Source organism: Leisingera sp. S232 (assembly GCF_049800895.1).
Lineage (GTDB): Bacteria > Pseudomonadota > Alphaproteobacteria > Rhodobacterales > Rhodobacteraceae > Leisingera.
Genome location: NZ_JBNAFX010000003.1, coordinates 197,338 through 222,017 on the forward strand (window position 1 = coordinate 197,338; position 24,680 = coordinate 222,017).

At 58.1% G+C, this 24,680-nt stretch carries 26 protein-coding genes and 1 tRNA gene; 15 read left to right on the forward strand and 12 right to left on the reverse strand.

The window, feature by feature from the left end:
• Positions 1–3 precede the first annotated feature (3 nt).
• The 3 genes from pstB to phoB are packed head-to-tail and all read left to right on the forward strand — an operon-like array spanning position 4 to position 2,221.
• Positions 4–801 carry a phosphate ABC transporter ATP-binding protein PstB gene (gene pstB / locus ACP151_RS03815; protein ID WP_424977530.1) on the forward strand — a complete coding sequence of 266 codons (798 nt, stop codon included), beginning with the start codon at positions 4–6 and terminating at the stop codon, positions 799–801.
• Positions 802–817: 16 nt separating this feature from the next.
• Complete coding sequence (gene phoU, locus ACP151_RS03820) at positions 818–1,528, forward strand: phosphate signaling complex protein PhoU (RefSeq protein WP_424977531.1); 711 nt, start codon at positions 818–820, stop codon at positions 1,526–1,528.
• 3 nt (positions 1,529–1,531) lie between these two features.
• Positions 1,532–2,221 (forward strand): phosphate regulon transcriptional regulator PhoB, encoded by a 690-nt coding sequence (phoB, locus tag ACP151_RS03825; RefSeq protein ID WP_424977532.1) that lies wholly within the window; start codon positions 1,532–1,534, stop codon positions 2,219–2,221.
• Between the two features lie 99 nt (positions 2,222–2,320).
• Here the strand turns inward: phoB and ACP151_RS03830 are convergent, their stop codons facing one another.
• Entirely contained in the window at positions 2,321–3,232 is a 912-nt protein-coding gene (locus tag ACP151_RS03830) for a LysR substrate-binding domain-containing protein (protein ID WP_424977533.1), read from the reverse strand.
• 99 nt (positions 3,233–3,331) lie between these two features.
• Here ACP151_RS03830 and ACP151_RS03835 point away from each other — a divergent pair, with 99 nt between their 5' ends.
• Positions 3,332–4,552 (forward strand): acyl-CoA dehydrogenase, encoded by a 1,221-nt coding sequence (locus ACP151_RS03835; protein ID WP_424977534.1) that lies wholly within the window; start codon positions 3,332–3,334, stop codon positions 4,550–4,552.
• Positions 4,553–5,164: 612 nt separating this feature from the next.
• Here the strand turns inward: ACP151_RS03835 and ACP151_RS03840 are convergent.
• Positions 5,165–6,715, reverse strand: coding sequence for a trimethylamine methyltransferase family protein (locus tag ACP151_RS03840; protein ID WP_424977535.1), 1,551 nt, complete (start codon positions 6,713–6,715; stop codon positions 5,165–5,167).
• Positions 6,716–7,200: 485 nt separating this feature from the next.
• Between ACP151_RS03840 and ACP151_RS03845 the strand changes: the two genes are divergently transcribed.
• The 5 genes from ACP151_RS03845 (at position 7,201) to ACP151_RS03865 (ending at position 12,555) form a co-directional block, all read left to right on the forward strand.
• Positions 7,201–7,662 carry a hypothetical protein gene (locus ACP151_RS03845; protein ID WP_424977536.1) on the forward strand — a complete coding sequence of 154 codons (462 nt, stop codon included), beginning with the start codon at positions 7,201–7,203 and terminating at the stop codon, positions 7,660–7,662.
• A 237-nt stretch (positions 7,663–7,899) separates the two neighbouring features.
• Positions 7,900–8,478, forward strand: coding sequence for an outer membrane protein (locus tag ACP151_RS03850; protein ID WP_424977537.1), 579 nt, complete (start codon positions 7,900–7,902; stop codon positions 8,476–8,478).
• A 303-nt stretch (positions 8,479–8,781) separates the two neighbouring features.
• Complete coding sequence (gene cysS / locus ACP151_RS03855) at positions 8,782–10,164, forward strand: cysteine--tRNA ligase (RefSeq protein WP_424977538.1); 1,383 nt, start codon at positions 8,782–8,784, stop codon at positions 10,162–10,164.
• Positions 10,164–11,789: a citramalate synthase gene (gene cimA / locus ACP151_RS03860; protein WP_424977539.1), complete on the forward strand. Its 1,626-nt coding sequence runs from the start codon at positions 10,164–10,166 to the stop codon at positions 11,787–11,789. The genes cysS and cimA overlap by 1 nt, the downstream gene beginning before the upstream one ends.
• Positions 11,779–12,555: a squalene/phytoene synthase family protein gene (locus ACP151_RS03865; protein WP_424977601.1), complete on the forward strand. Its 777-nt coding sequence runs from the start codon at positions 11,779–11,781 to the stop codon at positions 12,553–12,555. Before cimA ends, ACP151_RS03865 begins: the two co-directional genes overlap by 11 nt.
• A gap of 60 nt (positions 12,556–12,615) precedes the next feature.
• On the opposite strand, the gene ACP151_RS03870 is transcribed toward ACP151_RS03865, so the two are convergent.
• Positions 12,616–13,833 (reverse strand): MFS transporter, encoded by a 1,218-nt coding sequence (locus ACP151_RS03870; RefSeq protein ID WP_424977540.1) that lies wholly within the window; start codon positions 13,831–13,833, stop codon positions 12,616–12,618.
• Between the two features lie 87 nt (positions 13,834–13,920).
• Here ACP151_RS03870 and ACP151_RS03875 point away from each other — a divergent pair, with 87 nt between their 5' ends.
• Positions 13,921–14,580, forward strand: coding sequence for a DNA-3-methyladenine glycosylase family protein (locus tag ACP151_RS03875; protein ID WP_424977541.1), 660 nt, complete (start codon positions 13,921–13,923; stop codon positions 14,578–14,580).
• Positions 14,577–15,242: an alpha/beta hydrolase gene (locus ACP151_RS03880; RefSeq protein WP_424977542.1), complete on the forward strand. Its 666-nt coding sequence runs from the start codon at positions 14,577–14,579 to the stop codon at positions 15,240–15,242. The genes ACP151_RS03875 and ACP151_RS03880 overlap by 4 nt, the downstream gene beginning before the upstream one ends.
• Positions 15,243–15,278: 36 nt before the next feature.
• Here the strand turns inward: ACP151_RS03880 and ACP151_RS03885 are convergent, their stop codons facing one another.
• The gene (locus ACP151_RS03885) at positions 15,279–15,701 is read right to left on the reverse strand and encodes a VOC family protein (RefSeq protein WP_424977543.1); all 423 of its coding nucleotides are present in this window, start codon (positions 15,699–15,701) and stop codon (positions 15,279–15,281) included.
• Positions 15,702–15,713: 12 nt separating this feature from the next.
• Complete coding sequence (locus ACP151_RS03890; RefSeq protein WP_424977544.1) at positions 15,714–16,367, reverse strand: pseudouridine synthase; 654 nt, start codon at positions 16,365–16,367, stop codon at positions 15,714–15,716.
• Positions 16,368–16,597: 230 nt separating this feature from the next.
• Here ACP151_RS03890 and ACP151_RS03895 point away from each other — a divergent pair, with 230 nt between their 5' ends.
• The gene (locus ACP151_RS03895) at positions 16,598–17,182 is read left to right on the forward strand and encodes an HNH endonuclease (protein WP_424977545.1); all 585 of its coding nucleotides are present in this window, start codon (positions 16,598–16,600) and stop codon (positions 17,180–17,182) included.
• Positions 17,183–17,373: 191 nt separating this feature from the next.
• Here ACP151_RS03895 and ACP151_RS03900 read toward each other — a convergent pair whose 3' ends face one another.
• Positions 17,374–18,420 (reverse strand): ornithine cyclodeaminase, encoded by a 1,047-nt coding sequence (locus ACP151_RS03900; RefSeq protein WP_424977546.1) that lies wholly within the window; start codon positions 18,418–18,420, stop codon positions 17,374–17,376.
• An 82-nt stretch (positions 18,421–18,502) separates the two neighbouring features.
• Positions 18,503–19,429: an arginase gene (gene rocF / locus ACP151_RS03905; protein WP_424977547.1), complete on the reverse strand. Its 927-nt coding sequence runs from the start codon at positions 19,427–19,429 to the stop codon at positions 18,503–18,505.
• Between the two features lie 112 nt (positions 19,430–19,541).
• Here rocF and ACP151_RS03910 point away from each other — a divergent pair, with 112 nt between their 5' ends.
• A complete protein-coding gene (locus ACP151_RS03910) occupies positions 19,542–19,967 on the forward strand; it encodes an Lrp/AsnC family transcriptional regulator (protein WP_027258961.1) in 426 nt (141 codons plus the stop codon).
• A 59-nt stretch (positions 19,968–20,026) separates the two neighbouring features.
• Here the strand turns inward: ACP151_RS03910 and ACP151_RS03915 are convergent, their stop codons facing one another.
• Entirely contained in the window at positions 20,027–20,494 is a 468-nt protein-coding gene (locus ACP151_RS03915) for a disulfide bond formation protein B (protein ID WP_424977548.1), read from the reverse strand.
• A gap of 2 nt (positions 20,495–20,496) precedes the next feature.
• Entirely contained in the window at positions 20,497–21,075 is a 579-nt protein-coding gene (locus ACP151_RS03920; protein WP_424977549.1) for a YqaA family protein, read from the reverse strand.
• A gap of 163 nt (positions 21,076–21,238) precedes the next feature.
• Here ACP151_RS03920 and ACP151_RS03925 point away from each other — a divergent pair.
• Positions 21,239–21,324, forward strand: a tRNA-Leu gene (locus ACP151_RS03925).
• Between the two features lie 141 nt (positions 21,325–21,465).
• On the opposite strand, the gene ACP151_RS03930 is transcribed toward ACP151_RS03925, so the two are convergent.
• Genes ACP151_RS03930 through ACP151_RS03940 form a run of 3 tightly spaced genes read right to left on the reverse strand, consistent with a single transcriptional unit; the run spans position 21,466 to position 23,698 of the window.
• Positions 21,466–22,131 carry a class II aldolase/adducin family protein gene (locus tag ACP151_RS03930; RefSeq protein WP_424977602.1) on the reverse strand — a complete coding sequence of 222 codons (666 nt, stop codon included), beginning with the start codon at positions 22,129–22,131 and terminating at the stop codon, positions 21,466–21,468.
• A 16-nt stretch (positions 22,132–22,147) separates the two neighbouring features.
• A complete protein-coding gene (gene mtnA, locus ACP151_RS03935) occupies positions 22,148–23,254 on the reverse strand; it encodes an S-methyl-5-thioribose-1-phosphate isomerase (protein ID WP_424977551.1) in 1,107 nt (368 codons plus the stop codon).
• A gap of 30 nt (positions 23,255–23,284) precedes the next feature.
• Positions 23,285–23,698 (reverse strand): hypothetical protein, encoded by a 414-nt coding sequence (locus ACP151_RS03940; protein WP_424977552.1) that lies wholly within the window; start codon positions 23,696–23,698, stop codon positions 23,285–23,287.
• Between ACP151_RS03940 and ACP151_RS03945 the strand changes: the two genes are divergently transcribed.
• Entirely contained in the window at positions 23,667–24,680 is a 1,014-nt protein-coding gene (locus ACP151_RS03945) for an efflux RND transporter periplasmic adaptor subunit (protein ID WP_424977553.1), read from the forward strand. The two genes, ACP151_RS03940 and ACP151_RS03945, sit on opposite strands and share 32 nt — an antisense overlap.

The following is a 24,680-nucleotide window of genomic DNA, read 5'->3' on the forward strand; positions in this document are numbered from 1 at the left end:
GCAATGAACGACATGACCTTGATGGACAAGACCGTGGACACCCAGAACATCAAAATCGCCGCCCGAGACGTCAATGTCCATTACGGCGACTCCCACGCAATCAAAGACGTGAATGTCGAGATTGAGGATAAGACCGTCACCGCCTTCATCGGGCCCTCAGGCTGCGGCAAGTCGACCTTTTTGCGCTGCCTGAACCGGATGAATGATACCATTGGCATCTGCCGTGTGAAAGGCGACATCCTGTTGGATGGCGAAGACATCTATGACCGCCGCGTTGACCCGGTGCAGCTGCGCGCCAAGGTCGGCATGGTGTTCCAGAAACCGAACCCGTTCCCCAAGTCGATCTATGACAACGTGGCCTATGGTCCGCGTATTCACGGTCTGGCGAGAAACAAAGCGGAACTGGATGAAATAGTTGAGAAATCCTTGCGCCGTGCGGCGATCTGGGACGAAGTCAAAGACCGTCTGGACGCGCCGGGCACCGGCCTCTCCGGTGGTCAGCAGCAGCGCCTGTGCATTGCCCGCGCTGTGGCCACAGAACCGGAAGTCTTGTTGATGGACGAGCCCTGCTCGGCGCTGGATCCGATTGCGACTGCTCAGGTTGAAGAACTGATCGACGAACTGCGCAGCCGCTATTCGGTGGTGATCGTCACCCATTCAATGCAGCAGGCCGCCCGTGTCAGCCAGAAGACCGCCTTCTTCCACCTTGGAAACCTGGTGGAATTCGGCCCCACTGGCCAGATCTTCACCAACCCCGAAGATTCGCGCACGGAAAGCTACATCACCGGCCGGATCGGCTGATTTCTAGGAAAAACAAATGACTGCACAACATATTGCATCTGCTTTCGACCGTGATCTAGAGGCAATTCAAGCCCAGATCATGAAGATGGGTGGTCTGGTCGAGGCCGCGATCCGTGAGGCCGCCAAGGCGCTTGAAACCCGTGACGAGGAACTGGCGCTGACCGTGCGTCAGGGGGACAAGGCCATCGACGGTCTGGAAGAGCTTATCAACGAGGAAGCCGCCCGGCTGATCGCCCTGCGCGCGCCCGCGGCCTCCGATCTGCGGCTGGTTCTTTCGGTGATGAAGATCGCCGGCAACTTGGAACGCATTGGCGACTATGCAAAAAACATGGCCAAACGTACCGGGGTTTTGGCCCAGGGGCCGAACAACAGGGAGGGCACCTCAGCGTTGCGCCGCATGGCGCGCGAGGTGGAGCGAATGCTGAAGGACGCGCTTGACTCCTACATTCAGCGCGATGTGGAACTGGCCCGAGACGTGATTGAGCGCGACCGCGACGTGGACCAGATGTACAACGCCCTGTTCCGCGAGCTGCTGACCCACATGATGGAGGACCCGCGCAATATTTCAGCCTGTATGCATCTGCATTTCATTGCAAAAAATACGGAACGAATGGGCGACCACGTGACCGCGATCGCCGAACAGGTGATCTATTTGGTCACCGGCGAGAAGCCGGAAGAAGACCGTAAAAAAGCCGACACCACTTCGACCACACCGCAGGAGATCTGATCTATGGCTGCCGACCAGCCCACCGTTTTGGTTGTAGAGGACGAAATGGCGCAGCGGGAAGTGCTGGCTTACAACCTCGAAGCTGACGGCTTCCGCGTGCTCAGGGCCAAGGATGGCGAAGAAGCACTGCTGGTGGTCGAAGAAGACATGCCTGACATCATCATTCTCGACTGGATGATGCCCAATCTCAGCGGTATCGAGGTGTGTCGTCGTCTCAAAACCCGTGCAGAAACCCGCAATATTCCGGTGATCATGCTGTCAGCCCGATCCGAGGAAGTGGACAAGGTCCGAGGCTTGGAAACCGGTGCCGATGACTATGTGGTGAAACCATATTCGGTGGTCGAATTGATGGCTCGCGTGCGCAGCCAGCTGCGCCGTGTGCGGCCCTCAACTGTTGGGGTGCGGCTGGAGTACGGCGACATCGTGCTGGACGCCGAGACCCACAAAGTCAGCCGGGCCGGCAACGCGCTGAAGCTGGGGCCGACCGAATTCCGCCTGCTCTCCACCTTCATCGAAAAACCGGGCAGGGTGTGGAGCCGGGAACAGCTATTGGACCGGGTCTGGGGCCGTGACATCTATGTCGACACCCGCACCGTCGATGTTCACATCGGACGGTTGCGCAAGGCGCTGACCCAACATGGCGGCGATGATCCAGTGCGTACCGTGCGCGGTGCGGGTTATGCACTGGGCTGAAACCTGGGCTGAAACCTAGGTGGAAACAGCATATGGAGGTGCGCAGGCGGTGTACATCAAGTGCACGCCTGTCACCCCCACGATCCTCACAGGCTGGATTCACCGTGGCAGCGGATCCTCGGGCTGGGCTTTGCCGGCCAGCCAGCTGCGGAATTTCATCAGGGCCGGCGTGTTGGATTTGCGATCCGGCCAGACCAGATAATAGGCGCCATCAGTCTCCACTGGCTCTGCGTATAGTGCCACCAGGCGGCCCGTGGCCAGATCCTGCTCCACCAGGTAATCTGGCATTAGGGCGACCCCCAGCCCATGCAATGCTGCCTGAGTGATGGTTGCGAATTGGTCATAGATCGTGCCGCTCAAATCTGCCTCAGCCGCGATTTCTTGCCGCGCGAACCAATCCTGCCAGGCGGTTGTCCGGGTCTGGATGTGCAGCAGCGGCAGTCTTAAAATGTCCTTCGGCTCATCAACCCTGCGTCCTTCCAGAAGTTGTGGAGCGCAGACTGGAAGAAGCTGTTCGTGCTTCAGCAGCAGAGATTGCGTTCCAGGCCAGGACGCATCTCCAAAATGTATCGCTGCATCAAAAGGTTCAGCATCAAAGTTAAACGGTTCAAGCCGGGTTGCCATGTTGATAGTCACATCCGGATGCAGCCGGGCAAACTCCGGCAGCCGCGGCATCAGCCAGCGCATGCCAAAGGTCGGCAGAATGGCCAGATTAAGAGTTCCCGCCAGCGGTGCAGATTGCAGGCGCAGAGTGGATTGCACGATCAGGTTTAAGGCCTGACGGATCTCAGCAGCATAATCCTGGGCCTCTGTCGTCAGGGTCAGCCGTTTCTGGTCTCTCTGCACCAGTTCCATCCCCAATTGTCTTTCCAACGTTTGCAGCTGGCGGCTGACCGCGCCTTGTGTCAGCGCCAGTTCATCGGCGGCGGCTGAGGCGCTGCCAAGCCGGTCCAGCGCCTCCAGGGCGCGCAGGGAGGATATTGAAGGGAAGAACTTTCGTGACACAGACATGTATGAGTTTTTGTCATGCTTTGTTGCCAAAGTCTCGCTGTTTTTTCCGTTCACCTCCCGTTAGGGTTTGGCCAAATCGTAAATCACTGAGGTGACAATATGACCGGCAAACCTGAATTGCGCGCCAAAGATGCCCCGGATCTGGGCCGTTTCAACTGGGAAGACCCCCTGCGGCTGGAAGACCAGTTGAGTGAAGACGAGCGGATGATCTCTGCCTCTGCCCGTGCTTATGCGCAGGAGAAACTTCAACCGCGCGTGCTAAGCGCCTATGAAAATGAAGAAACTGACCCGGAGATTTTCCGTGAGATGGGGGAGATGGGCCTCCTTGGCACCACGATTCCTGAGCAGTACGGCGGCCTCGGCGGTGGTTATGTGTCTTATGGTCTAGTGGCGCGCGAAGTGGAGCGTGTCGACAGCGGCTACCGCTCTATGATGTCAGTGCAAAGCTCGCTGGTCATGTATCCTATTTACGCATACGGCAGCGAAGAACAGCGTCAGAAATACCTGCCCAAACTGGCGACCGGCGAATGGATCGGCTGCTTCGGCTTGACGGAACCAGATGCGGGTTCTGATCCTGCTGGCATGAAGACCCGAGCCGAGAAAACTGATGGTGGATATCGGCTTACGGGATCAAAGATGTGGATCTCGAATGCTCCGATAGCGGATGTTTTTGTGGTCTGGGCAAAGTCCGAAGCACATGGCGGCAAGATCCGGGGCTTTGTCCTGGACAAGGGGCTGAAGGGCCTGAGTGCGCCGAAAATCGAGAATAAGGCTTCCTTGCGCGCCTCTGTCACCGGCGAGATCGTACTGGATGGCGTCGAAGTTGGAGAAGAGGCGCTGCTGCCGCATGTCGAAGGGTTGAAGGGGCCGTTTGGCTGTTTGAACCGCGCGCGCTACGGTATCAGCTGGGGGGCGATGGGGGCCGCAGAGGCCTGCTGGCACGCCGCGCGCCAATACGGGCTGGACCGTAGCCAGTTTGGCCGTCCGCTGGCAAACACCCAGCTGTTCCAGCTGAAGTTGGCAAACATGCAAACAGAAATCACCCTGGGTTTGCAGGCCTCGTTGCGGGTTGGACGCCTGATGGACGAAGCCAATGCAGCACCGGAGATGGTGTCTATCATCAAGCGCAACAACTGCGGCAAGGCATTGGAAATCGCGCGGATGTCACGTGATATGCACGGCGGCAACGGCATCAGCCTCGAGTTCGATGTGATCCGGCACATGGTGAACCTGGAGACTGTGAACACCTATGAGGGCACACATGACGTTCATGCACTGATCCTGGGCCGGGCCCAGACCGGATTGCAGGCGTTCTTCTGAAACACATTCAGCAGCGCGGAGTAATGCGCCACGCTGCATTTTTGCAAAATTGTTTTGCGAAACTGATGCGGATATTCATTCAGGTGATTTCGCAAAGGATCAACCCGCTGTTCTGTAACTGAAATCAATGTAACAAGCCGTTGGAGATGTTCACATGCGAAGGAAGCGGGAGCCGTGAAACCTCTGCTCCGCTTGCTTTGTGTGCTTGAAACCCGGTTAACGCAGGTCTGCAAGCCAGCGGTAGTTCAGGTCTAGTCGCCGATTTTCGCCATCATGCTTTGTGAAAACGCAAGGCGTTACTTCCTGGCACCTTGGCGCTTCTACCCTGGCATTATTGCAAATTGAATGCAGCGTGATTTCGGTGTTCCGTGGTCGGCTTGCGGTTTTGCAAAGTCTAATTTGCATGGATGCACGTCTTGAAATGCAAGGCCGCCCTGTGATTTGGCGCTGGAAATTTGCATAAATGCGTTCGTTTACAATGCCTTAACCTGTTGTGAAGTGCAATAGGTAAACAGGAAGAGCGCTTAAGTCTGTCGCTGAAAATATGTCTCAGAACAGGACAAGAAAACGGGCCGGAAAATCCGGCCCGTTAGGAACAGCTGCCAGTCTGAGTTAGGCGGGCAGGTGAATGTTGAATTTATTGCGGATCGCCATGTCTGTTTCAGCATCAAACCGTGCAACAGCGCGCTGGGACAGGATTTCCTCCTTTTTTGCTGTGGCTTTGGCAATCAAGTCGGGTTTTTCCAGCTCCGCCCATTCTTTGGGCGAGGTGCGGTCGCCAAGAGCGGGATAAACGTAGTCCACTTGCATCCGGCTGAGGGTCTGATCTGTCCCCAGATAGTGGCCGGGGCCCTCCAGGCAGGTGGCCCGCATCTGGTCGAGCGCCAGAGTTTCGTCATTGACTTCGATGCCGCGGACGCAACGCTGAGCCTGGCCGAGCAGATCATTGTCCAAGATCAACGATTCCAGGCAGAACCCCAGCAGCGACGCATGCATTCCGGCCGCTTCATAGACCATGTTCAGACCGGAAAGGCCGGCCATCACCGCAGAGCACATTTGCTCCCAGCCAGCTTGCATATCCGGCAATTTGGAATCCGAGGCACCAGCAGCTGCGCCACCAGGAAGATTGTAGAACTTGTGCATCTGTGCGCATCCTGCGGACAGAAGCGCCTGTTCGCCTGAGCCAACCGACATTGCGCCTGTGCGCAGGTCCAGCCCGAAGGGCCAAGTGCCGAAAATCGCGGGAGCGCCAGGCTTTACGGCGTTTACGTAAACCAGCCCTGCAAGACATTCTGCAACAGCCTGAGCGATCGCCCCGGCAATGGTGGAAGGCGCTGTTGCGCCGGCCATGCCAGCCGACAGCAGCAGCACAGGCATGCCGCCCTTGATGCATTCTTCCATCACTTCGCAAGATTCGGTTGCGAATTTCAGCGGCGGAACGACGAAGCAGTTGGAGTTCGACACAAAGGGACGTTCGCGCCACTTGTCTTCACCGCCAGCAATCATGTGCAACAGTTCAAGGCCGTGTTTCACAAAGTCCGGCTCAGTGAAAGAGACGCCAACGTGTTTGCTGGTACCGGCGGTGGTGGCGTAAATGGAGTTCAAATCCATTTCAAGGTTGTCAGGAATGTCGCGGCAGACCATCGGGCGCTGGACAAAGTGGATGTTGTCCAGCTGGTCGCAGATGCGGGCGGCGTCATGCAGATCCTGCACGGTGGAATCGCGGTACTCGCGGCCGTTCACATCTACCACGCTGACAGCTGCACCCGCAGTGCCGTAGTGCACGCGTCCGCCGGACAGTTGCAGGTCGTTCTTGCCGTCACGGCTGAACAGCGTCACAGAGCGGTTTGCCTTGGCAATGGTGTCCTCGACCAGCGCGCGGGGGAACCGGATGCGGCCATCATCGCCAAGCGTACAGCCGGCAGCTGTGAGATAGTCGATGCCGCTTGGAGGGGCGTCAGCAAGACCGATTTCTTCCAGAGCTGTGAGCGCGGCCTGGTGGATCTTTTCCATGTCTGTCTGGCTGAGAAGTTTCAGCGCGGTTGATTCCATGCCGGGACGGACCGGACGCAGATGCTCCGGCAGAGCAGCGGCGCGGGCTGCCCGGCGTGCATTACGGCCGCCGCTGCGAGCTGCGCGGGTGGTGGTGGCTTGGTCGTTCATTCAAAGGGGCCTTTCAGGAGAGATTTGCAAAGAAATGAGGTATTTCAATTCTTTGCGGCCGACCCCTGGCTGCACGGCCCCGCGCCGCACCGATCGTGCGGCAGATGAGGCTGAGAAGGCTGCGTTCTTCTTGCATGCGGTCTCCTGTGACTTTCCGGCAGTGTGGCATGCGTTTGCGAAGTTTCTATCACGATAGCGACCTGAGTGAAAAATGCGACAATTTTTTCACCGAGGGCAATTTCTCTGTCAAAGCAAAGAGGGTTTACTAAATTATAGCGTTTTTACTGGGGCGGTCGGCATTTTTTACGGTTTCGGCCTCGCTTGGGAATTGGCAGTCTGGCTGTGGGAACGAAATATTAAGCATTATTGCGGATCCTGAGGGTGTTGGGGGATGGCGCGCTGAGAGGTGCATTGAAAGAAGGCACAGCCACATGCCGATGGTTAGGATGACCAAACTCTGCCAAACACTCTCTGTGGTGCTTTTCATGACTTTTTTCCAGGGGCAGCCCGGACTGACTGAAGAGGGCGGGCAAACGCTTTTGGGCCTTTATCCGCGGGATGTGCAAAAGGCCTCAGGTGGTGCAGCTCAGTCGTTTGAGATCCGGTATAGTCATGAGGCAGATGGATTGGTGGTGGGCGGCAGCCTAGCAACCGGTCAGAACGGTCCTCTGACGCGCGCAGTTCAGGCTGAACAGACACATGAACTGCGGCTTCATGCAGGTTACGACTTTGGTCCTGCCACTGGCTTTGTCACGGTGGGACGGATGCAGGCGGAAGCATCGCAAGGGCGGCGTCATGGGGCGCTGTTCGGTTTCGGAATGCAGGTGTCCCTGAACCGCGCATTGCAGCTGACCGGGGAGCTGTTGCACTATGAGGTCGGCCCCAAGGACGGGAGCGCAAGCCCACGCGGTGAAACCTTGGCTGTGAGCGCTGCATTCCGTTTCTAGCTGCTGCGCTGCGCTTGGTTTTCGGCTCCAGTAGGGAAAGCAGGATCGATTTCAATCACTTGGCAATAATTCGCCTGTGGTGCCCGGCGGAAAGGCGCGGGCTGGACCGGGATTTCGGCCAGTCACTGCCAATTCAGGGGCTGTGAGCCGTGCGGCACTGGTAACTGACCTGCCTAGCCCTTTTGTAAGCATCAACGGCGCATCGACTGCGCCGGGACTGCAAAAGGAGAAGTCAGAATGACTCGTTTCGTAGCTATGACAGCCATCGCAACCATTATGGGCAGTGCGGCTTTCGCCGGCAATCTGGTTGAGCCGGCCGTCGAACCAGCGCCGACCCCGGCGCCAGTGGTGGTAAATGAAGGCGGCGATTGGACCGGATTTTATCTGGGTGGCCAGATCGGCCAGTTGGACGCAGATGCCAGCAATGGTGCGTCTGGGGATGATGCCGCTTATGGTATCCACGGCGGATATAATTATGATTTTGGCCGCTTTGTACTTGGTGGCGAGCTAGACTATGACGCAACCGATCTGGACCTGGGTGGCGGTGCCACTGTCGACTCGGTTGCACGTGCCAAGGTAAAGGCAGGCTATGACTTTGGCAGGGTGCTGGCCTATGTGACCGGCGGTGTCGCCGAAGCTGACAGCTCGCTGGGCAGTGAAACCGGCGACTTTTACGGCGTCGGCGTAGCTTACCAGGTGACAGATCAATGGCAGGTCGGCGGTGAAGTGCTGGAACATGACTTTGACCAGTTCGGTTCGTCCGGCGTCGGCGCTGATGCCACCTCTGTTTCCCTGCGCGCATCCTTCAAGTTCTAAACACACACTGGCAACGGCGCGGCACTCCTGTTCCGCCGCGCCGTCGGCCGCCCGGTCAGTGCCCAAGGCTGGCGGGGCGGTCTCTGCTGCCTAATGGCTGCCAAAAGGCTTGGCGCTGCGGCGGGCCCATGTTAAGCAGCCTTTATGAACCAGAATGGCACCACCATTACTTGCTGCATTACCTGCTGACATTTCAGCGGGCTGGTTTCTGTCGTTTTCATTTCTCTGACAAGTTGCTAAGCCCGCGCTGTGCGCATTGGGTAGTGCCTGCCGTTTTGGCTGGGCGTGCGAAAGGAACCGGGCATGGGAACCAAAGACAGAGTGATCAAGCTGCAGAACACGAAGACCCGTAAGAAAGAGGTCTTTGCGCCGATCAATGCCGAGAATGTTCGGATGTATGTCTGCGGACCCACGGTTTACGACCGGGCGCATCTGGGCAATGCGCGTCCGGTGGTGGTGTTCGATGTTCTTTACCGACTTCTGCGTGAGGTTTATGGACCTAATGCAGTGACTTACGCCCGCAACTTCACAGACGTGGATGACAAGATAAACACCCGTGCTGCAGAAAGCGGACGGCCAATCGGTGACATCACTGCCGAGACGGTGCAATGGTTCCTTGATGACATGGGCGCGCTTGGCGCGCTGGAGCCGAACCATATGCCGCGGGCGACCCAGTATATTCCGCAAATGGTGGCAATGATCGAAGATCTGATCGCCAAGGGCCACGCCTATGCCGCGGAAGGCCATGTGCTCTTTGCCGTCGACAGCTGGAAAACGCTGTACGGAAAATTGTCGGGCCGCTCGGTTGACGACATGATTGCCGGCGCCCGGGTTGAAGTCGCCCCTTACAAGAAAAATCCAATGGATTTTGTTCTGTGGAAGCCCTCAAGTGATGATTTGCCGGGCTGGGACAGCCCCTGGGGCCGCGGCCGGCCGGGTTGGCATATTGAATGTTCGGCCATGTCTTATGAATTGCTGGGCGAAACCTTTGACATTCACGGTGGCGGAAATGACCTGATGTTCCCCCATCATGAGAATGAAATTGCGCAAAGCTGCTGTGCAAATGGTGATGACAGCTTTGCAAGATACTGGCTGCACAACGAGATGCTGCAGGTAGAAGGCAAGAAGATGTCCAAGAGCCTGGGCAATTTCTTCACCGTGCGTGACCTGCTGGATCAGGGTTATCCGGGAGAGGTGATCCGGCTGGTGTTCCTGCAGACGCATTACCGCAAGCCGATGGACTGGACTGACAAGAAGGCCAAGGAGGCTGAGGCGACGCTGCGCAAGTGGCGTGCGCTGACCGCGGGCATCGAACCCGCGTCCAGCGCTGCTGCCGCGGTTCTGGATGCGCTGGCGGATGATCTCAATTCAGCTGGTGCCATTGCAGAACTGCACAAGCTGTACGCGGCTGGAAATGCTGCCGACCTACTTGCATCTGCGCAAATGCTGGGTCTGCTGACCGGAGAAATGGGCGCCTGGGCTGCGGCAACTTCTGTTGATTTGTCTAGATACGAGGCGCAGCTGTTCGAGGCGCGTCAGAAAGCCATGGAAAGCAAAGACTTCTCGGCAGTTGATCAACTGAAAGCAGCCTTTGTTGCAGCTGGCCTGGAAGTACGAATGAGCAAGGCCGGTGTGGAGCTGGTGCCGGGTACGGGTTTTGACCCGGCTAAGCTGGAGGAGCTTTGATGGCCAAAGAACGCCTTTATCTTTACGACACCACCCTGCGGGACGGGCAGCAGACCCAGGGGGTGCAGTTCTCTACTGCCGAGAAGAAGCAGATTTCCCTGGCGCTGGATGCACTGGGAATTGACTACATCGAAGGTGGCTGGCCTGGGGCCAATCCGACCGACAGTGCGTTTTTCGGAGAAGCTCCGGAAACGCGTGCGACGATGACCGCTTTTGGTATGACCAAACGGGCCGGGCGGTCGGCTGAAAACGATGATGTTCTGGCGGCAGTGATGAACGCCGGCACCCCGGCTGTTTGCCTGGTCGGCAAGAGCCACGATTACCATGTGACCCATGCGCTTGGGATCACGCTGGAAGAAAACCTGGGCAATATCCGGGCCTCGGTCGCCCATATTGCGGCGCAGGGTCGTGAGGCGCTGTTTGACGCCGAGCATTTCTTTGACGGCTACAAGGACAACCCGGAATATGCACTGGCGGCTTGCCGCGAGGCACTTGAAGCCGGGGCGCGCTGGGTGGTGCTGTGCGATACCAATGGCGGCGCGTTACCGGCAGAGGTTCATCGGATTGTCCGCGAAGTAGTAGCGGCAGGCATTCCAGGTGAGAAACTCGGCATACACACCCATAATGACACAGAAAACGCCGTAGCTTGCTCCTTGGCGGCGGTGGATGCCGGAGCGCGGCAAATCCAGGGCACGCTGAATGGACTTGGGGAACGTTGCGGCAATGCAAACCTGACCGCGCTGATCCCGACACTGCTGCTGAAGGAGCCTTATGCCAGCCAGTTCGACACCGGGGTGAGTCTGGACGCGCTGGCGGGGCTGACACGGATCAGCCGCATGCTGGACGATATTCTGAACCGGGTTCCGGTTCGGCAAGCGGCCTATGTCGGCGCCTCGGCCTTTGCGCATAAGTCGGGGCTGCACGCCAGCGCGATCTTGAAAGATCCTTCGACTTATGAACACATCGTGCCGGGCACGGTCGGCAATGCGCGGGTAATCCCGATGTCGAACCAGGCCGGCCAGTCGAACCTGCGCAAGCGGCTGATGGACGCAGGCCTGAGCGTCGACAACGGCAACCCGGCCTTGGCGCGGATTCTGGAGCGGATCAAGGAGCGTGAGGCGGAAGGCTATTCCTATGACACGGCGCAGGCCTCGTTTGAGCTGCTGGCGCGCAAGGAATTGGCACAGCTGCCGGAATTCTTCGAGGTAAAACGCTACAAGGTCACCGTTGAGCGGCGCAAAAACAAGTACAACCGCATGGTCAGCCTGTCCGAGGCGGTGGTCGTGGTGAAGGTTGATGGCGAAAAACGCCTGTCGGTCAGTGAATCACTGGATGAAACCGGCAGCGACCGCGGCCCGGTGAATGCTCTGGCACGGGCGCTGAGCAAAGACCTGGGGCGGTATTCTGTGCAATTGGAAGACATGCGGCTTGTCGACTTCAAGGTGCGGATCACCCAAGGCGGCACTGAGGCTGTTACCCGAGTCATTATCGACAGTGAAGACAGCCAGGGCCATCGCTGGTCAACCGTTGGGGTCAGTGCGAACATAATCGACGCCTCGTTTGAGGCGCTGCTGGACGCAATCCGCTGGAAACTGATCCATGACGGGCAGGTGGATGCTGTTTGATGCGGACCTGACCGCCTGCGCGGAACTGGTGCAAAAGGGCGATCCTGACCGGTTTTTGGCTGTGATGGCTGCCCCCGTTCAGGCAAGGCCGCAGCTATTTGCACTTTATGCTTTCAACATCGAGCTGGCTCGGGCGCCCTGGGCCAGCCAAGAGAGCATGATTGCGGAAATGCGGGTGCAATGGTGGCGTGATGTCGGGGCGGAGATTGCAGAGGGCAAGCCGGTCCGCCGCCATTATGTTGCGACGCCCCTGGCGCGGCTTCTGACACCAGAGCTGGCCATCTGTTTTGACGGTATGGCAGAGGCGCGGCGCTGGGACATCTACAAGGACCCCTTTGAGGATGACGCGGCGTTTGACCGCTATATCAACCGGACCAGTGGGTCGCTGATGTGGATGGCCGCGGCGTCTTTGGGGGCGGCAGAGGAAGCCGTAGTCAGGGACTTTGGGTATGGTGCCGGGGTTGCCAACTGGCTGCGGGCGATTCCAGAGTTAGAAGCGCAGAAACGCATTCCACTGCTGGACGGTACGCTGGAAGGTGTTCAAGCTTTGGCGTGCAAGGGTCTGAAAAGTATAAAAGAAGCGCGCCGGCGGCGGGCCGAGGTTTCGAAATCTGCGGGGGCAGCGTTGCTGTCCGGCTGGCAGGCGGAAGCGGTTTTGCTGCAGGCAATCCGAGAGCCCGAGCGCGTCGCGCAGGGCGCCCTGGGTCAAAGCGAGTTCCGGCGCCGGGCGGGGTTGATGCGCCGGGCAGTCACCCGGCGCTGGTAGCGCGGCTTAGCGGGGACAGGGCATCCTTCTGGGGCCTTCGTTATAGCAGCTCAGGACGTCTCAAGTCTCCTTGGGGCGCAGCACCAGCCACAAAAGCGCGCCGCCAGCCAGCATCAGGAACGGGGCCATGGCCATGTTGACGGCATTCCAGCCGTGCACCGGATTGCCTCCGGAACAGTTCATAAGACCGCCAGAGGCCAGTGACGCCATAGTGACACCTCCGAATACCAGAAGATCATTGAGACCTTGCATCCGGCCTTTCTCGTGGCTGTCATGGGCGCCAGCCAGCATGGTGGTTGCGCCAATGAAACCAAAATTCCAGCCAAGGCCAAGAAGAACCAGTGCGGCAAAGAAATTTTCCAGTTCAACGCCGTGCAGCGCAACCGCGCCAGCGCCAGCTAGGATGATCAGACCAGCGGCGACGATCTTTTCTACGCCGAAACGGGCAATCAGGTGACCTGTGAAGAAGGACGGCACATACATCGCCAGAACGTGGAACATCACCACATCAGCTGCGTTGTTCTTGGAAAATCCGCAGCCCACAACAGCCAGCGGAGTGGATGTCATCACAAGATTCATCAGCGCATAGGACACCATCGCGCAGATAACTGAGACAGCAATGACCGGGGTTTGCAGCAGCTCAAGACGGCTGCGGCCCTTGGGGCTGTCTTGGCTGGGTGCGGGCGGCTTGGGTATGTCCAGAAACAGGAACAGCGTTGCCCCGAAAACATTGACAGCAATCACCGCCATGTAGGTGCCAAGAAAAGGAATAACAAAGGCTTGGCTGGTGAGCTTGACAAGCTGAGGGCCGATTAATGCGGCCGCGAGACCACCCGCCATCACATAGGAGATCGCCTTGGGGCGGAACGCTTCTGATGCGGTATCGGCTGCTGCGAACCGGTAGAAACCATGCGCGCTCATATAGACGCCGGTCAGCAAGCTGCCGAGCAAGAAGACCGGGAAAGAGCCAAGATACAAGCCATAGGCACCAACCAACCCGCCAGCCGCGCCAAAGGCGGCGCCGGTGAAGAATCCTGCGCGGCGGCCCCACCGCTGCATGATGGCAGAGACCGGCGTGGCCGCCAGCATCGACCCGCCGACGATCAACGAGATCGGCAACGTTGCGAAACAGGGGTTCGACGCAAGCGATTGCCCCGCAAGACCGCCAACGATGAAGATCATTGGCATCTGAGCGCCAAGAATCGCCTGTGCCAGCACCAGGATGGCAACGTTTTTCTTGGCGAGCGCGTCGCCGGGGGTGGTCATGCTCATGCTCATGTGGGATGCGTAGCGGTGAACGGCTGGCGGGGCAAGGCGCTTACTGCGCCGGAAGGCTGAGACGCTGCCGGTGCTATAGGTGGTGACGTGGCGTCAGAACAACACAAGTTTGTGCCCGGCGTGGGCCGGATTATCCAGTGCGACGATTGCGTCCAGGAAGGTGCCGATTGGCTGGCGGCACAGGACAGTCGTTTCGGCTTGGCGCTGGAGCTGACCGGCCCGCTGCCTCTGCGGCGCAAGCCGGAAGGTTTTTCTGAGTTGCTTAGCGCCATCGTCAGCCAACAGGTCAGCGTGGCCTCTGCCAATGCAATCTGGAAACGGATGAAGGACGCCAAGCTGACCGGCCCCCGCAAAATTCAGTGGGCAAGTGATGAGGATCTGAGGGCCGCAGGTCTAAGCCGTCAGAAAATCCGTTACGCGAGGGCACTGGCAGAGGCACGCATAGATTTCAAAGCGTTACGAACTGCATCTGATGCAGAGGTGATTGCAACATTGATCGAAGTGCCTGGCATTGGTGTCTGGACCGCAGAGATTTACGCGATGTTTTCGCTGGGGCGTGCAGATGTGTTCGCTCATGGTGATCTGGCTTTGCAAGAGGCCGCACGGGTGCTGTTTGATCTGTCGGCCCGACCGAAAGAGCGTGAGATGCGGAAAATTGCAGAAGCCTGGTCTCCTTGGCGTTCGGTTGCGGCGCGCATTCTGTGGGCCTATTACCGGGTAGCGAAGGACAGGGAAGGAATCCGATGACTCGTGTACTGAATGCCGGCCGCAAGGAGCCGCTCTCCGGTGAAACCCGCTCTGTTGTGGTGTTCCTGCATGGCTATGGGGCCAATGGTGCGGACCTGCTGGGGCTGGCTGATCCGCTGAGTGAACACTTGCCGGATACATTGTTTGTGGCGCCAGACGCTCCGGAGGCCTGCGCCGGTGCGCCGATGGGGTTCCAGTGGTTCCCAATCCCGTGGATCGACGGCTCTTCGGAAGAAGAAAGCATGCGCGGCATGCAGGCCGCGGTCGAGGATCTGAACGCGTTTCTTGACGCTCTGATGGTGGACGAGGACGTTCTGCCGGAACAGGTGGCTTTGTTTGGCTTCAGCCAGGGCACCATGATGAGCCTTCACGTTGCACCGCGGCGCGAGGATGCGATAGCCGGGATCGTGGCCTTTTCTGGCCGCTTGCTGGAACCGGAGTTGCTGAAAGATGAGGCGGTCTCGAAGATGCCGGTGCTGCTGGTGCACGGGGATCAGGATGATGTGGTTCCGGTGCAATCTCTGCCGGAAGCTGCAGAAGCCCTCCAGGAAGCGGGTTTCCAGGATGTGTTTGCCCATATCCAGAAAGGCACCGCCCATGGCATCGCGCCGGATGGATTGAGCGTGGCGCTGGCCTATATGCGAGATAAGTTGAGCCTGTAATAAGTTGAAAGATATGGGGTATAAGCCAGTCGCGGGTCAGGCTGACCACAGATGTGGCTCGGCTATCTCCACTGAATTTCCAGCTGGGTCCCGGAAGTAAACAGACCGGGGCCCGTGCGGCCAATCAAACTCTGCCTCGATTTCAACTCCCGCTGCGCGCAGCCGGTCGCGCATTTCCAGCAAGGCATCGCGCGGCTGGGCAAAACAGATATGCCCGGCGCCTTGTGCGCCATGGGGAGGGACCGGCAAGCGTGGGTTGCCGGGTGGATTAACTGTTTCTGTTGCATTGAACAGGAGCACGACGGCAGGGCCGCATCGAAAGAATACATGGCGGTTTGCCACTTTTTGAATGCACTCTAGCCCCAGAACGCCGCCATAAAAATCTTCTGCAGCGTCTAGGTCGTCCACATAGAGCGCGGCTTCAAGAATGGCTTGCGGTGCAGGGGCTTTGGGCAGCATGACAGCAGGGTATCAGCGACGGCGCGGCCTGTCACCTTTTGCCGGGCGTCCGGCTGCCTTCTTGGGCCTGCGCGGTGGCTTCTGCGAGGGTTTGGGTGGGCCGGGCACCCGGGGCGGCTCCAGATCCTCCCAACTGCCCTGTCCCAGCCCGTCCAGGGACCAAGTGCCAATGCTGTAGCGGATCAGCCGCAGAGTAGGATGGCCGACGGCAGCTGTCATCCGCCGAACTTGCCGGTTGCGGCCTTCGCGGATGGTCAGCGAGATCCAGCTGTCAGGAACTGTCTTGCGCACCCTGACTGGCGGGGTGCGGGCCCAAAGACCGGGCGGTTCCGGAATAGGCTGTACTTGGGCAGGGAGGGTCTTTCCGTCTTTCAGATCAATGCCTTCGGCCAGCAGGCGGAGTGCGTCTTCGCTTGGAACACCTTCTACCTGCACCCAATAGGTCTTGTCCATTTTGTGCTTGGGGTCGGTGATCCAGGATTGCAGGCGGCCATTGTCTGTCAGCAGCATCAACCCTTCGCTGTCGCGGTCCAGGCGCCCGGCAGCATAGACGTCGGGACAATCGATGTACTGGCTGAGCGTGGCCCGCGGGCTGTCCTGACTGCCGCGATCCGTGAATTGCGGCAGCACATCATAGGGTTTGTTAAATCGGATCAGGCGAGTCATGGCAGGGCAATATGCGGGCAAGACTGTCAGTGCAAGAGCCACGCAGGCAGCGGACTTGTGGATAACTGTCACAGCCCTGTCATGGAACGAGCGTAACCAACTCTCGACATATTGTGGGTCATAGGGGCTTGTCAGGCATCAACCACGATATATAGTCAAAGACAAGCTGGGGCGGGTTCCCCGCTCTGGTTCCGGGAAACGGAAGATCAGGGCGAGGAAGACGTTCAAAAATGGATGGCGATTTCAGAGCAGAGTTTGTCAGATCTCCTGGGGCGCTCAAGCAGCACCCCGCGCTGGTGCTGAATGCGGATTACCGGCCGCTGTCGTATTACCCGTTGTCGCTTTGGTCCTGGCAGGATGCGGTGAAGGCCGCCTGGCTGGACCGGGTGGCCATCGTTGCTGAATACGATGAGGTGGTGCACAGTCCGAGCACTGTGATACGAATACCTTCTGTGGTGGTTTTGAAAGATTATGTGAAACCTCAAAAGCGCGTAGCCTTCACGCGCTTTAATTTGTTTCTACGGGACGAATTCTGCTGTCAGTACTGCGGCAGCAAAGGGGAATTGACCTTTGATCACGTGGTGCCGCGCGCCGCCGGCGGGGTGACCAGCTGGGAAAACGTGGTTGCAGCCTGCAGTCCCTGCAATCTCAAGAAGGGGTCCAAATCGCTGCACCGGGCAGGAATGTCGCTGCGCAAGCCGCCACGGCGACCGGGGGCAGAAGAATTGCGCAATACAGGCCGGAAATTTCCGCCGAACCATCTGCACGAAAGCTGGATGGACTTCTTGTACTGGGATACCGAACTGGACGCTTGATCAAGGTCAAGCAGCCATTGGCATTTTACGAAAACCGGCCATCCCGCGTCTGCATCGGGGCGCGTTGTTGAGGCAGACCAGCGGTGCTGGTCCTCAAGAACACTGCAGTCAGGCCGGGTTCCTAAAGCCGTCCGAAAACGGGCGGAGATGCTGGCGGCCCCTTTTTCACGGACCGCCTTGCATATCCACACTCAGCTCTTGGCGCGTTGCAGCATTCCGAACAGATCCCGGGGATCATCAGGGTCCGCAAGCATATCCAGATCAAAGCAGTAGCCGGTGTTCTTAATGCAATCTCGGATATAGCGCAAGGCTGAGAAGTCCTCGATCGCAAAGCCGACACTGTCGAATAGCGTAATCTGACGGTCGCCGGTCCTGCCTTGCGTCTTGCCGGTAATCACTTCCCACAGTTCCGTTACAGCAAAGTCTTCCGGCATCTGCTGGATCTCGCCTTCGATACGGGTTTGTGGAGGGTATTCGACGAAAACGTCTGAACGCGTAAGAATGCCTGCAGCAAGCTCGGTCTTGCCGGGGCAGTCTCCGCCGATTGCGTTGATATGGACACCGCTGCCAACCATGTTGTCGGTCAGAATTGTTGCGCATTGTTTGTCGGCTGTGCAGGTTGTGAGAATGTGCGCGCCTTCAATGGCTTCTTCCGGCGTCCTGCATGACACGACTTCAATTCCCAATCCCTGGAGGTTGCGGGCGCATTTCTCGGTTGCTGCAGCATCCTTGTCATACAGACGTACGGATTTGAGGCCGATGATTGCTTTCATAGCCAGTGTCTGGAACTCTGACTGGGCGCCATTTCCAATCATGGCCATTGTATCTGCACCCTTTGGCGCCAGATATTTAGCAGCCATAGCTGAAGTCGCTGCAGTGCGCAACGCTGTCAGAATGGTCATTTCTGTCAACAGCACGGGATAGCCGGTATAGACGTCCGCCAGCAGGCCGAAAGCCGTGACAGTTTGCAGACCTTCTGAGGTGTTCTTGGGATGGCCATTCACATATTTGAAGCCATAAGATTCCCCGTCGGAAGTTGGCATAAGCTCAATGACACCAACGTCAGAATGACTGGCAACACGCGGGGTCTTGTCAAACAGTTCCCAGCGCTTGAAATCGGCTTCGACATAATCTGCCAGATCGCGCAGAATCTGTTCTATGCCAACGTGATGAATAAGGCGCATCATGTTGTCAACGCTTACAAAAGGCACCAGGGCCTTGTCCGAAGGCTGGGTCATGCGATTTTCCTTTCATGGGCCTGTGGCGCGATGGCAAACGGCGCCTGGAAATTTGCGACGGCAGAGAGAGGTTGCAGGCTGTTCACTGATAGCTCCGGGTCGGACGGTCAAACACACGGCGGCCAAGTGCCGAGGCGCAAAGGTCGACCATCAGATGGGCGGTGCGGCCGCGTTCGTCGAGAAAGGGGTTCAGCTCGACCAGATCCAGTGAAGTCATCAAGCCGGAGTCGTGCAGGATCTCGCAAACAAGATGTCCTTCGCGGACAGTTGCACCGCCGGGAACGGTTGTTCCAACTGCCGGGGCCACAGATGGGTCGAGGAAATCCACATCCAGCGAAACGTGCAGCATGCCGTTTGCCTGTGCCACCCGTTCCAGGAATCGGTTCAGCGGCCCGGCAATTCCGTTTTCGTCAATGTGCCGCATGTCGTGAGTCAGAATGGCGCTGTCTTCCAAGGCCAACCGTTCCTGTGAATCCACGGAGCGCAGCCCGATCATGCAAATATTTTCTTGAGGAACCGGATTTTTCACATCAGGAAAGCCTTCGAACCCCTTGCGCCCAGTAAAGTATCCTACTGGCGTGCCGTGCAGATTGCCGCTGTCGGTGGTATGCGGGGTGTGGAAGTCAGTATGCGCGTCAAGCCAAAGAACAAACAGCGGTCTGCCGACCTTCGCTGCATGGTTTGCGGCTCCGGCAACGGATCCAAGCGACAAAGAGTGGTCGCCGCCAAGAAAAACCGGCGTGCCGCGGGTCAGCGCATCCTCTGCTGCCTGAGCCAGACGGGAGGTCCAGCCGATTGTTTCGTTGCGGCCATAGACCAATTCGTCATTTGCATCCTCCGCATGGCTGTCCGGTGTTAAATTACCCAAATCTTCGACGCTATGGCCCAGGCTTTCCAGGGCTTCGGTGATGCCTGCCGTGCGATAGGCATCCGGCCCCATCAGGCAGCCCGCTCTGCGCTTGCCGCTGTCGACAGGTGCTCCGATCAGAATGCAATGTTGCGATGACACGGTTTTGTTCTCCCCAAAACTCAGCTTTCTCTCAAAAAACCTCCGAAATGGGATGGAAACCAGTAGGCATTTTGCTCATGATGGGCGATGATTGTTCAAAATGGAGAGTATGGTGGACAAAACGGATGAGAGGCTAGTTTCAGCCTTGCGGCACAATGCGCGGGCGTCCCTGTCGGATCTGGCGCTGGAGCTGAACCTGTCGCGGACCACTGTGCGGGCACGTATTGAGCGGCTTCAGGCCCGGGGGGACATTCTTGGGTTTACAGTTGTGTTGAAGGAAGACGTGCTGCGCGATCCAGTGCGCGGCCTGATGCTGATCGGGATTGAGGGCCGCGGCACCAGCCGGATTACCCGCCAGCTGCAGGGCTTGCCAGAAGTCCGGGCTATTCACACGACCAACGGCCGCTGGGATCTTATCGTGGAACTTGGCACCGAGACGCTTGAAACCCTGGATACAGCCTTGGCCAAAATCCGAACCTTCGAAGGGATCGTGAGCAGCGAGACAAACCTTTTGCTGGCAACCAAGAAGGATAGTTGAAAGACGTATATCTGAATGCAGCCAGCATGATGGCGGCCGCATTTGATCTTGCTGGAATGTTAACCCTGCTTGCGGCTGTGATTGGCCGCTGAAATCCAGAGCAGCGTAAGCGCAAGGGAAGCAAGGGCGTTCCAGCTGGCCATGGACAGCGTAAGAAACTCCCATGGAATGTCATCACAGCGCACCAGTGGAGCGGCCATGATCTGTTCCAGCAGCTGCTCTGGAGACAGCCCGCCGACAGGACCGGATGTGCAGGTGGAGGGGCCTTCCCACCAGCCGCGCTCAACACCGGTGTGATAGGCGCCAACGCCCGCAGTCGCCAGCGAAGCCAGCGCGCCAAGGTAGGGCAGCAGGGCGCCGGGGATAATCATCGCCAAGACGCCGATCCCTGCTGCGGCGGCATGAGGATAGCGCTGCCAGTAGCACAGCTTGCACGGAGGCATTTCGCCTATGTATTGGAACCCAAGTGCGGCGATCAGCAGTGTAGCAGAGCCGCCAGTGGCGAGGAGGATCAAAAGCCTGTGCATGATCAAATGTAACTCACCATCAGAAAGCCGCCGAACAAGACCACCACAAAGGCAGTGAAAACCAGACCCAGGCGGCGTTCAATGAAGTCTCGAACCGGTGTGCCAAACTGCCACAACAGGCCCGCTACGATGAAGAAACGCAATGCGCGTGCCAAGATAGAGGTCGCAATGAAAGTGCCAAGCGGCATGCCGGTCCAGCCCGACATAATGGTAATCACTTTGTAGGGGAACGGCGTGATGCCAGCGCCCAGCACCGCCCAGAACCCGAAATCGTTGAAGCGGGTGTTGAACTCCGCCATGGCGCCACCTTTGCCCATAGCTTCCAGAACCGGCTGGCCGATACTGTCATAAAACAAGGCGCCAATGGCGTATCCAAGCACACCGCCCGCAACCGATGCGATCAGCGCCACAACAGCAACCAGCCAGGCACGTGAAGGGCGGGCGAGGATCATCGGGATCATCAGCACATCGGGCGGGATCGGGAAAACAGAGCTTTCGACAAATGCAACAACTGCCAGGCACCACAGCGCCTTCGGGTGGTCGGCCAGCGCCATCGTCCGTTCATATAGCGGTCTCAGCATTCCGCGCCCTGCATCCTTAACGGCTTTTACAGTGGAGGTGGCATGCGGACCGCAATCCGTCAACCTTTGTTGGCACAGAATTTGCCAAGGGGTGAAATTTCAGGTCCAAAGAGCTGTTTTCCCTCTGGACCTTGGTCAAATGCTTGGCTAGGAAAAGACCGTGGCCCAAGTGGCGGAATGGTAGACGCAGGGGATTCAAAATCCCCCGCTGGTGACAGCGTGCCGGTTCGAGTCCGGCCTTGGGTACCAACAAAAACAAAGGCCTGCAGCGTGTTCTTGCTGTGGGCCTTTGTTTTGAAATTCATCAGCTTTCACAAGCGACTCCCACAGTCACGTTCTGTTCTTGTTCTTTTCAGAACCCTGGCTGCTCCGCTTCGTTGCGTCGGGAAATCAGCGGCTGTCTTTCAGGCCATATTCCGAAAAGGCAGCCAGTGCGTCGCTGATTTCCTCTTCGCTGAGAAGATGCGGCTTTCCCATTGTTAAGCTTGCCGTGTAAGCTTTTGCGAGTGCCTCCAATTCTCCCATCCGCCAAAGCGCACGGGAAAGGCTGTTGCCGGTGCTGACTGCGCCATGATTGGCCATCAGGCAGGCGCTGCGGTCCTGCAAGGTGCTGACGATGTTTTCGGACAGCTGCCTGCTGCCGAACAGCGCGTAATCAGCCACAGGCACATCGCTGCCTCCAAATGCCGCCACCATATAGTGACAGGCGGGTATTTTCTGCCGGTTCATTGCCAGCGCGCAGCAGTACGCGGGATGTGCATGGACAACGGCATGGACTGCCGGTTTGGCTTGCAGAATTGCCAAGTGAAAGGGCCATTCGCTCGAGGGTTTCCTCTGATCTGCCGCGGGAGCACTACCGTCCAGCCCAAGCAACACCAAATCCGCGGGTTTCATTGCTTTGTAAGGCATACCAGATGGGGTGATCAGCATCTGATCGCCAGCGCGGACAGAGATGTTGCCGGATGTGCCCTGATTGATGCCAGTTGCATTCATTTCGATGCAGGCGTCAATTATCGCCTGCCGTGTTTCGGTGCTGTCCTGGTAGGGCGTTTTCACACGGCTCACTCCATATTTACGCAGGTCTAGCAGCCGCCATGTCCGGGAACAGCCCGGCCAGGCCTGCTTCGGAGGCGGCACAGATGCCGCGTTCTGTGATCAGACCGGTGACAAGCCGGTTTGGAGTGACATCAAAAGCAGGATTGCCGCCGGGAGTTCCGTCAGGCGTAACCTGCACGACCCCGATCGTGCCTTCTTCTGTTTTCCCTTGAACATGGGTGATCTCCCGCTCATCGCGCTCTTCAATCGGGATCTCGGCGACACCGTCCGACACTGTCCAGTCAATGGTGGGCGAGGGCAGGGCGACATAGAAGGGGACATCGTTGTCTTTGGCAGCCAGCGCCTTCAGATAGGTTCCTATCTTGTTGCATACATCGCCGCGCCGTGTGGTGCGGTCTGTGCCGGTGATGACCAAATCAACCTGACCATGCTGCATCAGATGGCCGCCGGCGTTGTCGGTGATATAGCTGTGACTGATGCCGTGGCTGTTCAGTTCCCAGGATGTAAGCGCCCCCTGATTGCGGGGGCGGGTTTCGTCGACCCAGACGTGAATGGGGATGTCTGCCTCATGGGCGTGATACATCGGGCTGGTTGCGGTGCCCCAGTCTACGGTTGCCAGCCAGCCCGCATTGCAATGGGTCAGCAGCCGGACCGGTTCCCCGGCAGGTTTGCTTTTGGCGATCTGGCGGATCAGCTCCAGACCATGCACGCCTATCTGGCGGTTGATTTCGACATCTTCGTCGGCGATCTCATGGGCAAGAGACAGCGCCGCTGCTGCGCGTGCCTCGGCGTCCAGAGGCCGCAGATGGGTGCGGCAGCGATCCAGTGCCCAGCGCAGGTTGATTGCCGTCGGCCGAGTTGCATTCAGAAAGCTCCAGGCCTGATCCATGGCCGCATCCGACGGGTCCAAACGCATGGCCACTGCCATTCCATAAGCGGCAGTTGCCCCGATTAAAGGGGCGCCGCGCACCCGCATTTCGAATATTGCATCGGCAAAGTCCTGCAGCGAATTGACCTGCTGTATGCGGAAGTCATGCGGGAGCCAGCGCTGATCGATGATCTGCAGCGCATCCTGTTCGAAATCCCACCAAAGAGAGCGGAAATGGGTGCCATTCACTTTCATCAAAGGATCTCCTTGTGTTTCCGCTGCGGCTCACAGGTCTGCACAAACTGGCAGGATGAATTCCGGTTTCACCGAATTGTTCCCAGTGCGCAAGGTTTCGTTGCGGAAAGTATTTGGAAATCTTCGGTTTCTTGCGTCCTGAAGTGCGATACTGCCTATGTGCAGCTTGCAGATGCGTGCCGGGAAGGTGTTCAATAACGGGACGACTTGGTTACAGGGCAGCAGGCCGGGTGGACGGCTGCGCGGATACTTCGGAAAATTGAAAGGTTCAAGAATGACACGTTTCTGGAACAGGGGCATTGTCGGCCCAGCCTGCCTGGCAATGGCCGCGGCTCTTAATTTGACCGCTACGGGCACAGCACTTGCGCAGCAGCAAACTGCTGCCCCCAAGGTAACGGTCTCCGAGGCGTTAATGAAACCGATCAAGAACACTTCAACCTTCATTGGCCGGGGGGAGGCAATTGACAAGGCCGACATTATGGCCAGGGTCAACGGCTACCTTGAGGAAGTTCTGGTAAGGGACGGCGCCGAGGTTGAAAAAGGCGATGTTCTGTTCCGGATCGAGCGCAGCGCTTATGAGGCGGTGCTGGAGAGCCGCCGGGCTGAACTGGCGCAGGCTGAGGCCAGTTTGGAGCTGGCTTCATTGGACCTTGCGCGCAAACAGGAGCTTTTTGAGCGCGGTTCGGTTCCAGAAGCGGACCGGGATACCGCCCGGGCAAACGAACTGGTGGCCGAGGCGCAGGTGCGAGCCGCCGCCGCTGCGATCCTGCAAGCGGAACTGGATCTGAGCTATACGGAAATCCATGCGCCTTTTTCCGGCCGCGTCGGTCGTGTCGAAGTCAGTATCGGCGATGTCGTCACCCCCAGCGGTTCACCGTTGGTCAACATCGTTCGCGAAGCGCCGGTTTATGTGTCTTTTTCGTTGAACGAAAAGCAGTTCGTTGGAATCCTGCAGCAGCTTGACGCCGACGGTATCGACCGCTCCAACACCGAAACGGCACCGGAAGTGTTTGTTGTTCTACCAAATGGTGCAGAGCTGGAAGAAACGGGGCGGATCGCCTTTGCTGGCAACCGGGTGGATCCGACAACCGGCGCAGTTACCGTGCGGGCAGAGTTTAAGAACGATCACGGCCTGATCCTTGATGGGGCATTTCTAACCGTTGGGCTGCAATCGCAAGAGGCCGTCGACAGGATTGTCATCAGCCAGGCTGCGATCCAGCGGGATCAGCAGGGGCCTTTTGTGCTTGTCGTGGATGACCAGAACCAGGTTCAGCAACGCTATATCGTCACCGGCGATGTGCGGGGCGCTGGGATCATCGTTCTGGATGGTCTTATCAAGGGTGAAACGGTGGTGGTGGAGGGTCTTCAGAAAATCCGCCCTGGCGTCAAGGTCGACCCGGTCATGTCTGCACAGGCAGGAGAATAA

Excerpts from the sequence above, each read along its gene's own strand:
- ACP151_RS03895 (WP_424977545.1), top strand. The coding sequence starts at position 16,598 with ATGGATGGCGATTTCAGAGCAGAGTTTGTCAGATCTCCTGGGGCGCTC.
- pstB (WP_424977530.1), top strand. The coding sequence starts at position 4 with ATGAACGACATGACCTTGATGGACAAGACCGTGGACACCCAGAACATC.
- ACP151_RS03940 (WP_424977552.1), bottom strand. The coding sequence starts at position 23,698 with ATGAAGGTTGAAGTGTTCTTGATCGGTTTCATTAACGCCTCGGAGACC.
- ACP151_RS03850 (WP_424977537.1), top strand. The coding sequence starts at position 7,900 with ATGACTCGTTTCGTAGCTATGACAGCCATCGCAACCATTATGGGCAGT.
- ACP151_RS03840 (WP_424977535.1), bottom strand. The coding sequence starts at position 6,715 with ATGAACGACCAAGCCACCACCACCCGCGCAGCTCGCAGCGGCGGCCGT.
- ACP151_RS03890 (WP_424977544.1), bottom strand. The coding sequence starts at position 16,367 with ATGACTCGCCTGATCCGATTTAACAAACCCTATGATGTGCTGCCGCAA.
- ACP151_RS03880 (WP_424977542.1), top strand. The coding sequence starts at position 14,577 with ATGACTCGTGTACTGAATGCCGGCCGCAAGGAGCCGCTCTCCGGTGAA.
- phoU (WP_424977531.1), top strand. The coding sequence starts at position 818 with ATGACTGCACAACATATTGCATCTGCTTTCGACCGTGATCTAGAGGCA.
- cimA (WP_424977539.1), top strand. The coding sequence starts at position 10,164 with ATGGCCAAAGAACGCCTTTATCTTTACGACACCACCCTGCGGGACGGG.
- phoB (WP_424977532.1), top strand. The coding sequence starts at position 1,532 with ATGGCTGCCGACCAGCCCACCGTTTTGGTTGTAGAGGACGAAATGGCG.
- ACP151_RS03835 (WP_424977534.1), top strand. The coding sequence starts at position 3,332 with ATGACCGGCAAACCTGAATTGCGCGCCAAAGATGCCCCGGATCTGGGC.
- ACP151_RS03945 (WP_424977553.1), top strand. The coding sequence starts at position 23,667 with ATGAAACCGATCAAGAACACTTCAACCTTCATTGGCCGGGGGGAGGCA.
- ACP151_RS03830 (WP_424977533.1), bottom strand. The coding sequence starts at position 3,232 with ATGTCTGTGTCACGAAAGTTCTTCCCTTCAATATCCTCCCTGCGCGCC.
- ACP151_RS03920 (WP_424977549.1), bottom strand. The coding sequence starts at position 21,075 with ATGCTGAGACCGCTATATGAACGGACGATGGCGCTGGCCGACCACCCG.
- ACP151_RS03885 (WP_424977543.1), bottom strand. The coding sequence starts at position 15,701 with ATGCTGCCCAAAGCCCCTGCACCGCAAGCCATTCTTGAAGCCGCGCTC.
- ACP151_RS03845 (WP_424977536.1), top strand. The coding sequence starts at position 7,201 with ATGACTTTTTTCCAGGGGCAGCCCGGACTGACTGAAGAGGGCGGGCAA.
- ACP151_RS03915 (WP_424977548.1), bottom strand. The coding sequence starts at position 20,494 with ATGCACAGGCTTTTGATCCTCCTCGCCACTGGCGGCTCTGCTACACTG.
- mtnA (WP_424977551.1), bottom strand. The coding sequence starts at position 23,254 with ATGAAAGTGAATGGCACCCATTTCCGCTCTCTTTGGTGGGATTTCGAA.
- ACP151_RS03900 (WP_424977546.1), bottom strand. The coding sequence starts at position 18,420 with ATGACCCAGCCTTCGGACAAGGCCCTGGTGCCTTTTGTAAGCGTTGAC.
- cysS (WP_424977538.1), top strand. The coding sequence starts at position 8,782 with ATGGGAACCAAAGACAGAGTGATCAAGCTGCAGAACACGAAGACCCGT.
- ACP151_RS03865 (WP_424977601.1), top strand. The coding sequence starts at position 11,779 with ATGCTGTTTGATGCGGACCTGACCGCCTGCGCGGAACTGGTGCAAAAG.
- ACP151_RS03870 (WP_424977540.1), bottom strand. The coding sequence starts at position 13,833 with ATGAGCATGAGCATGACCACCCCCGGCGACGCGCTCGCCAAGAAAAAC.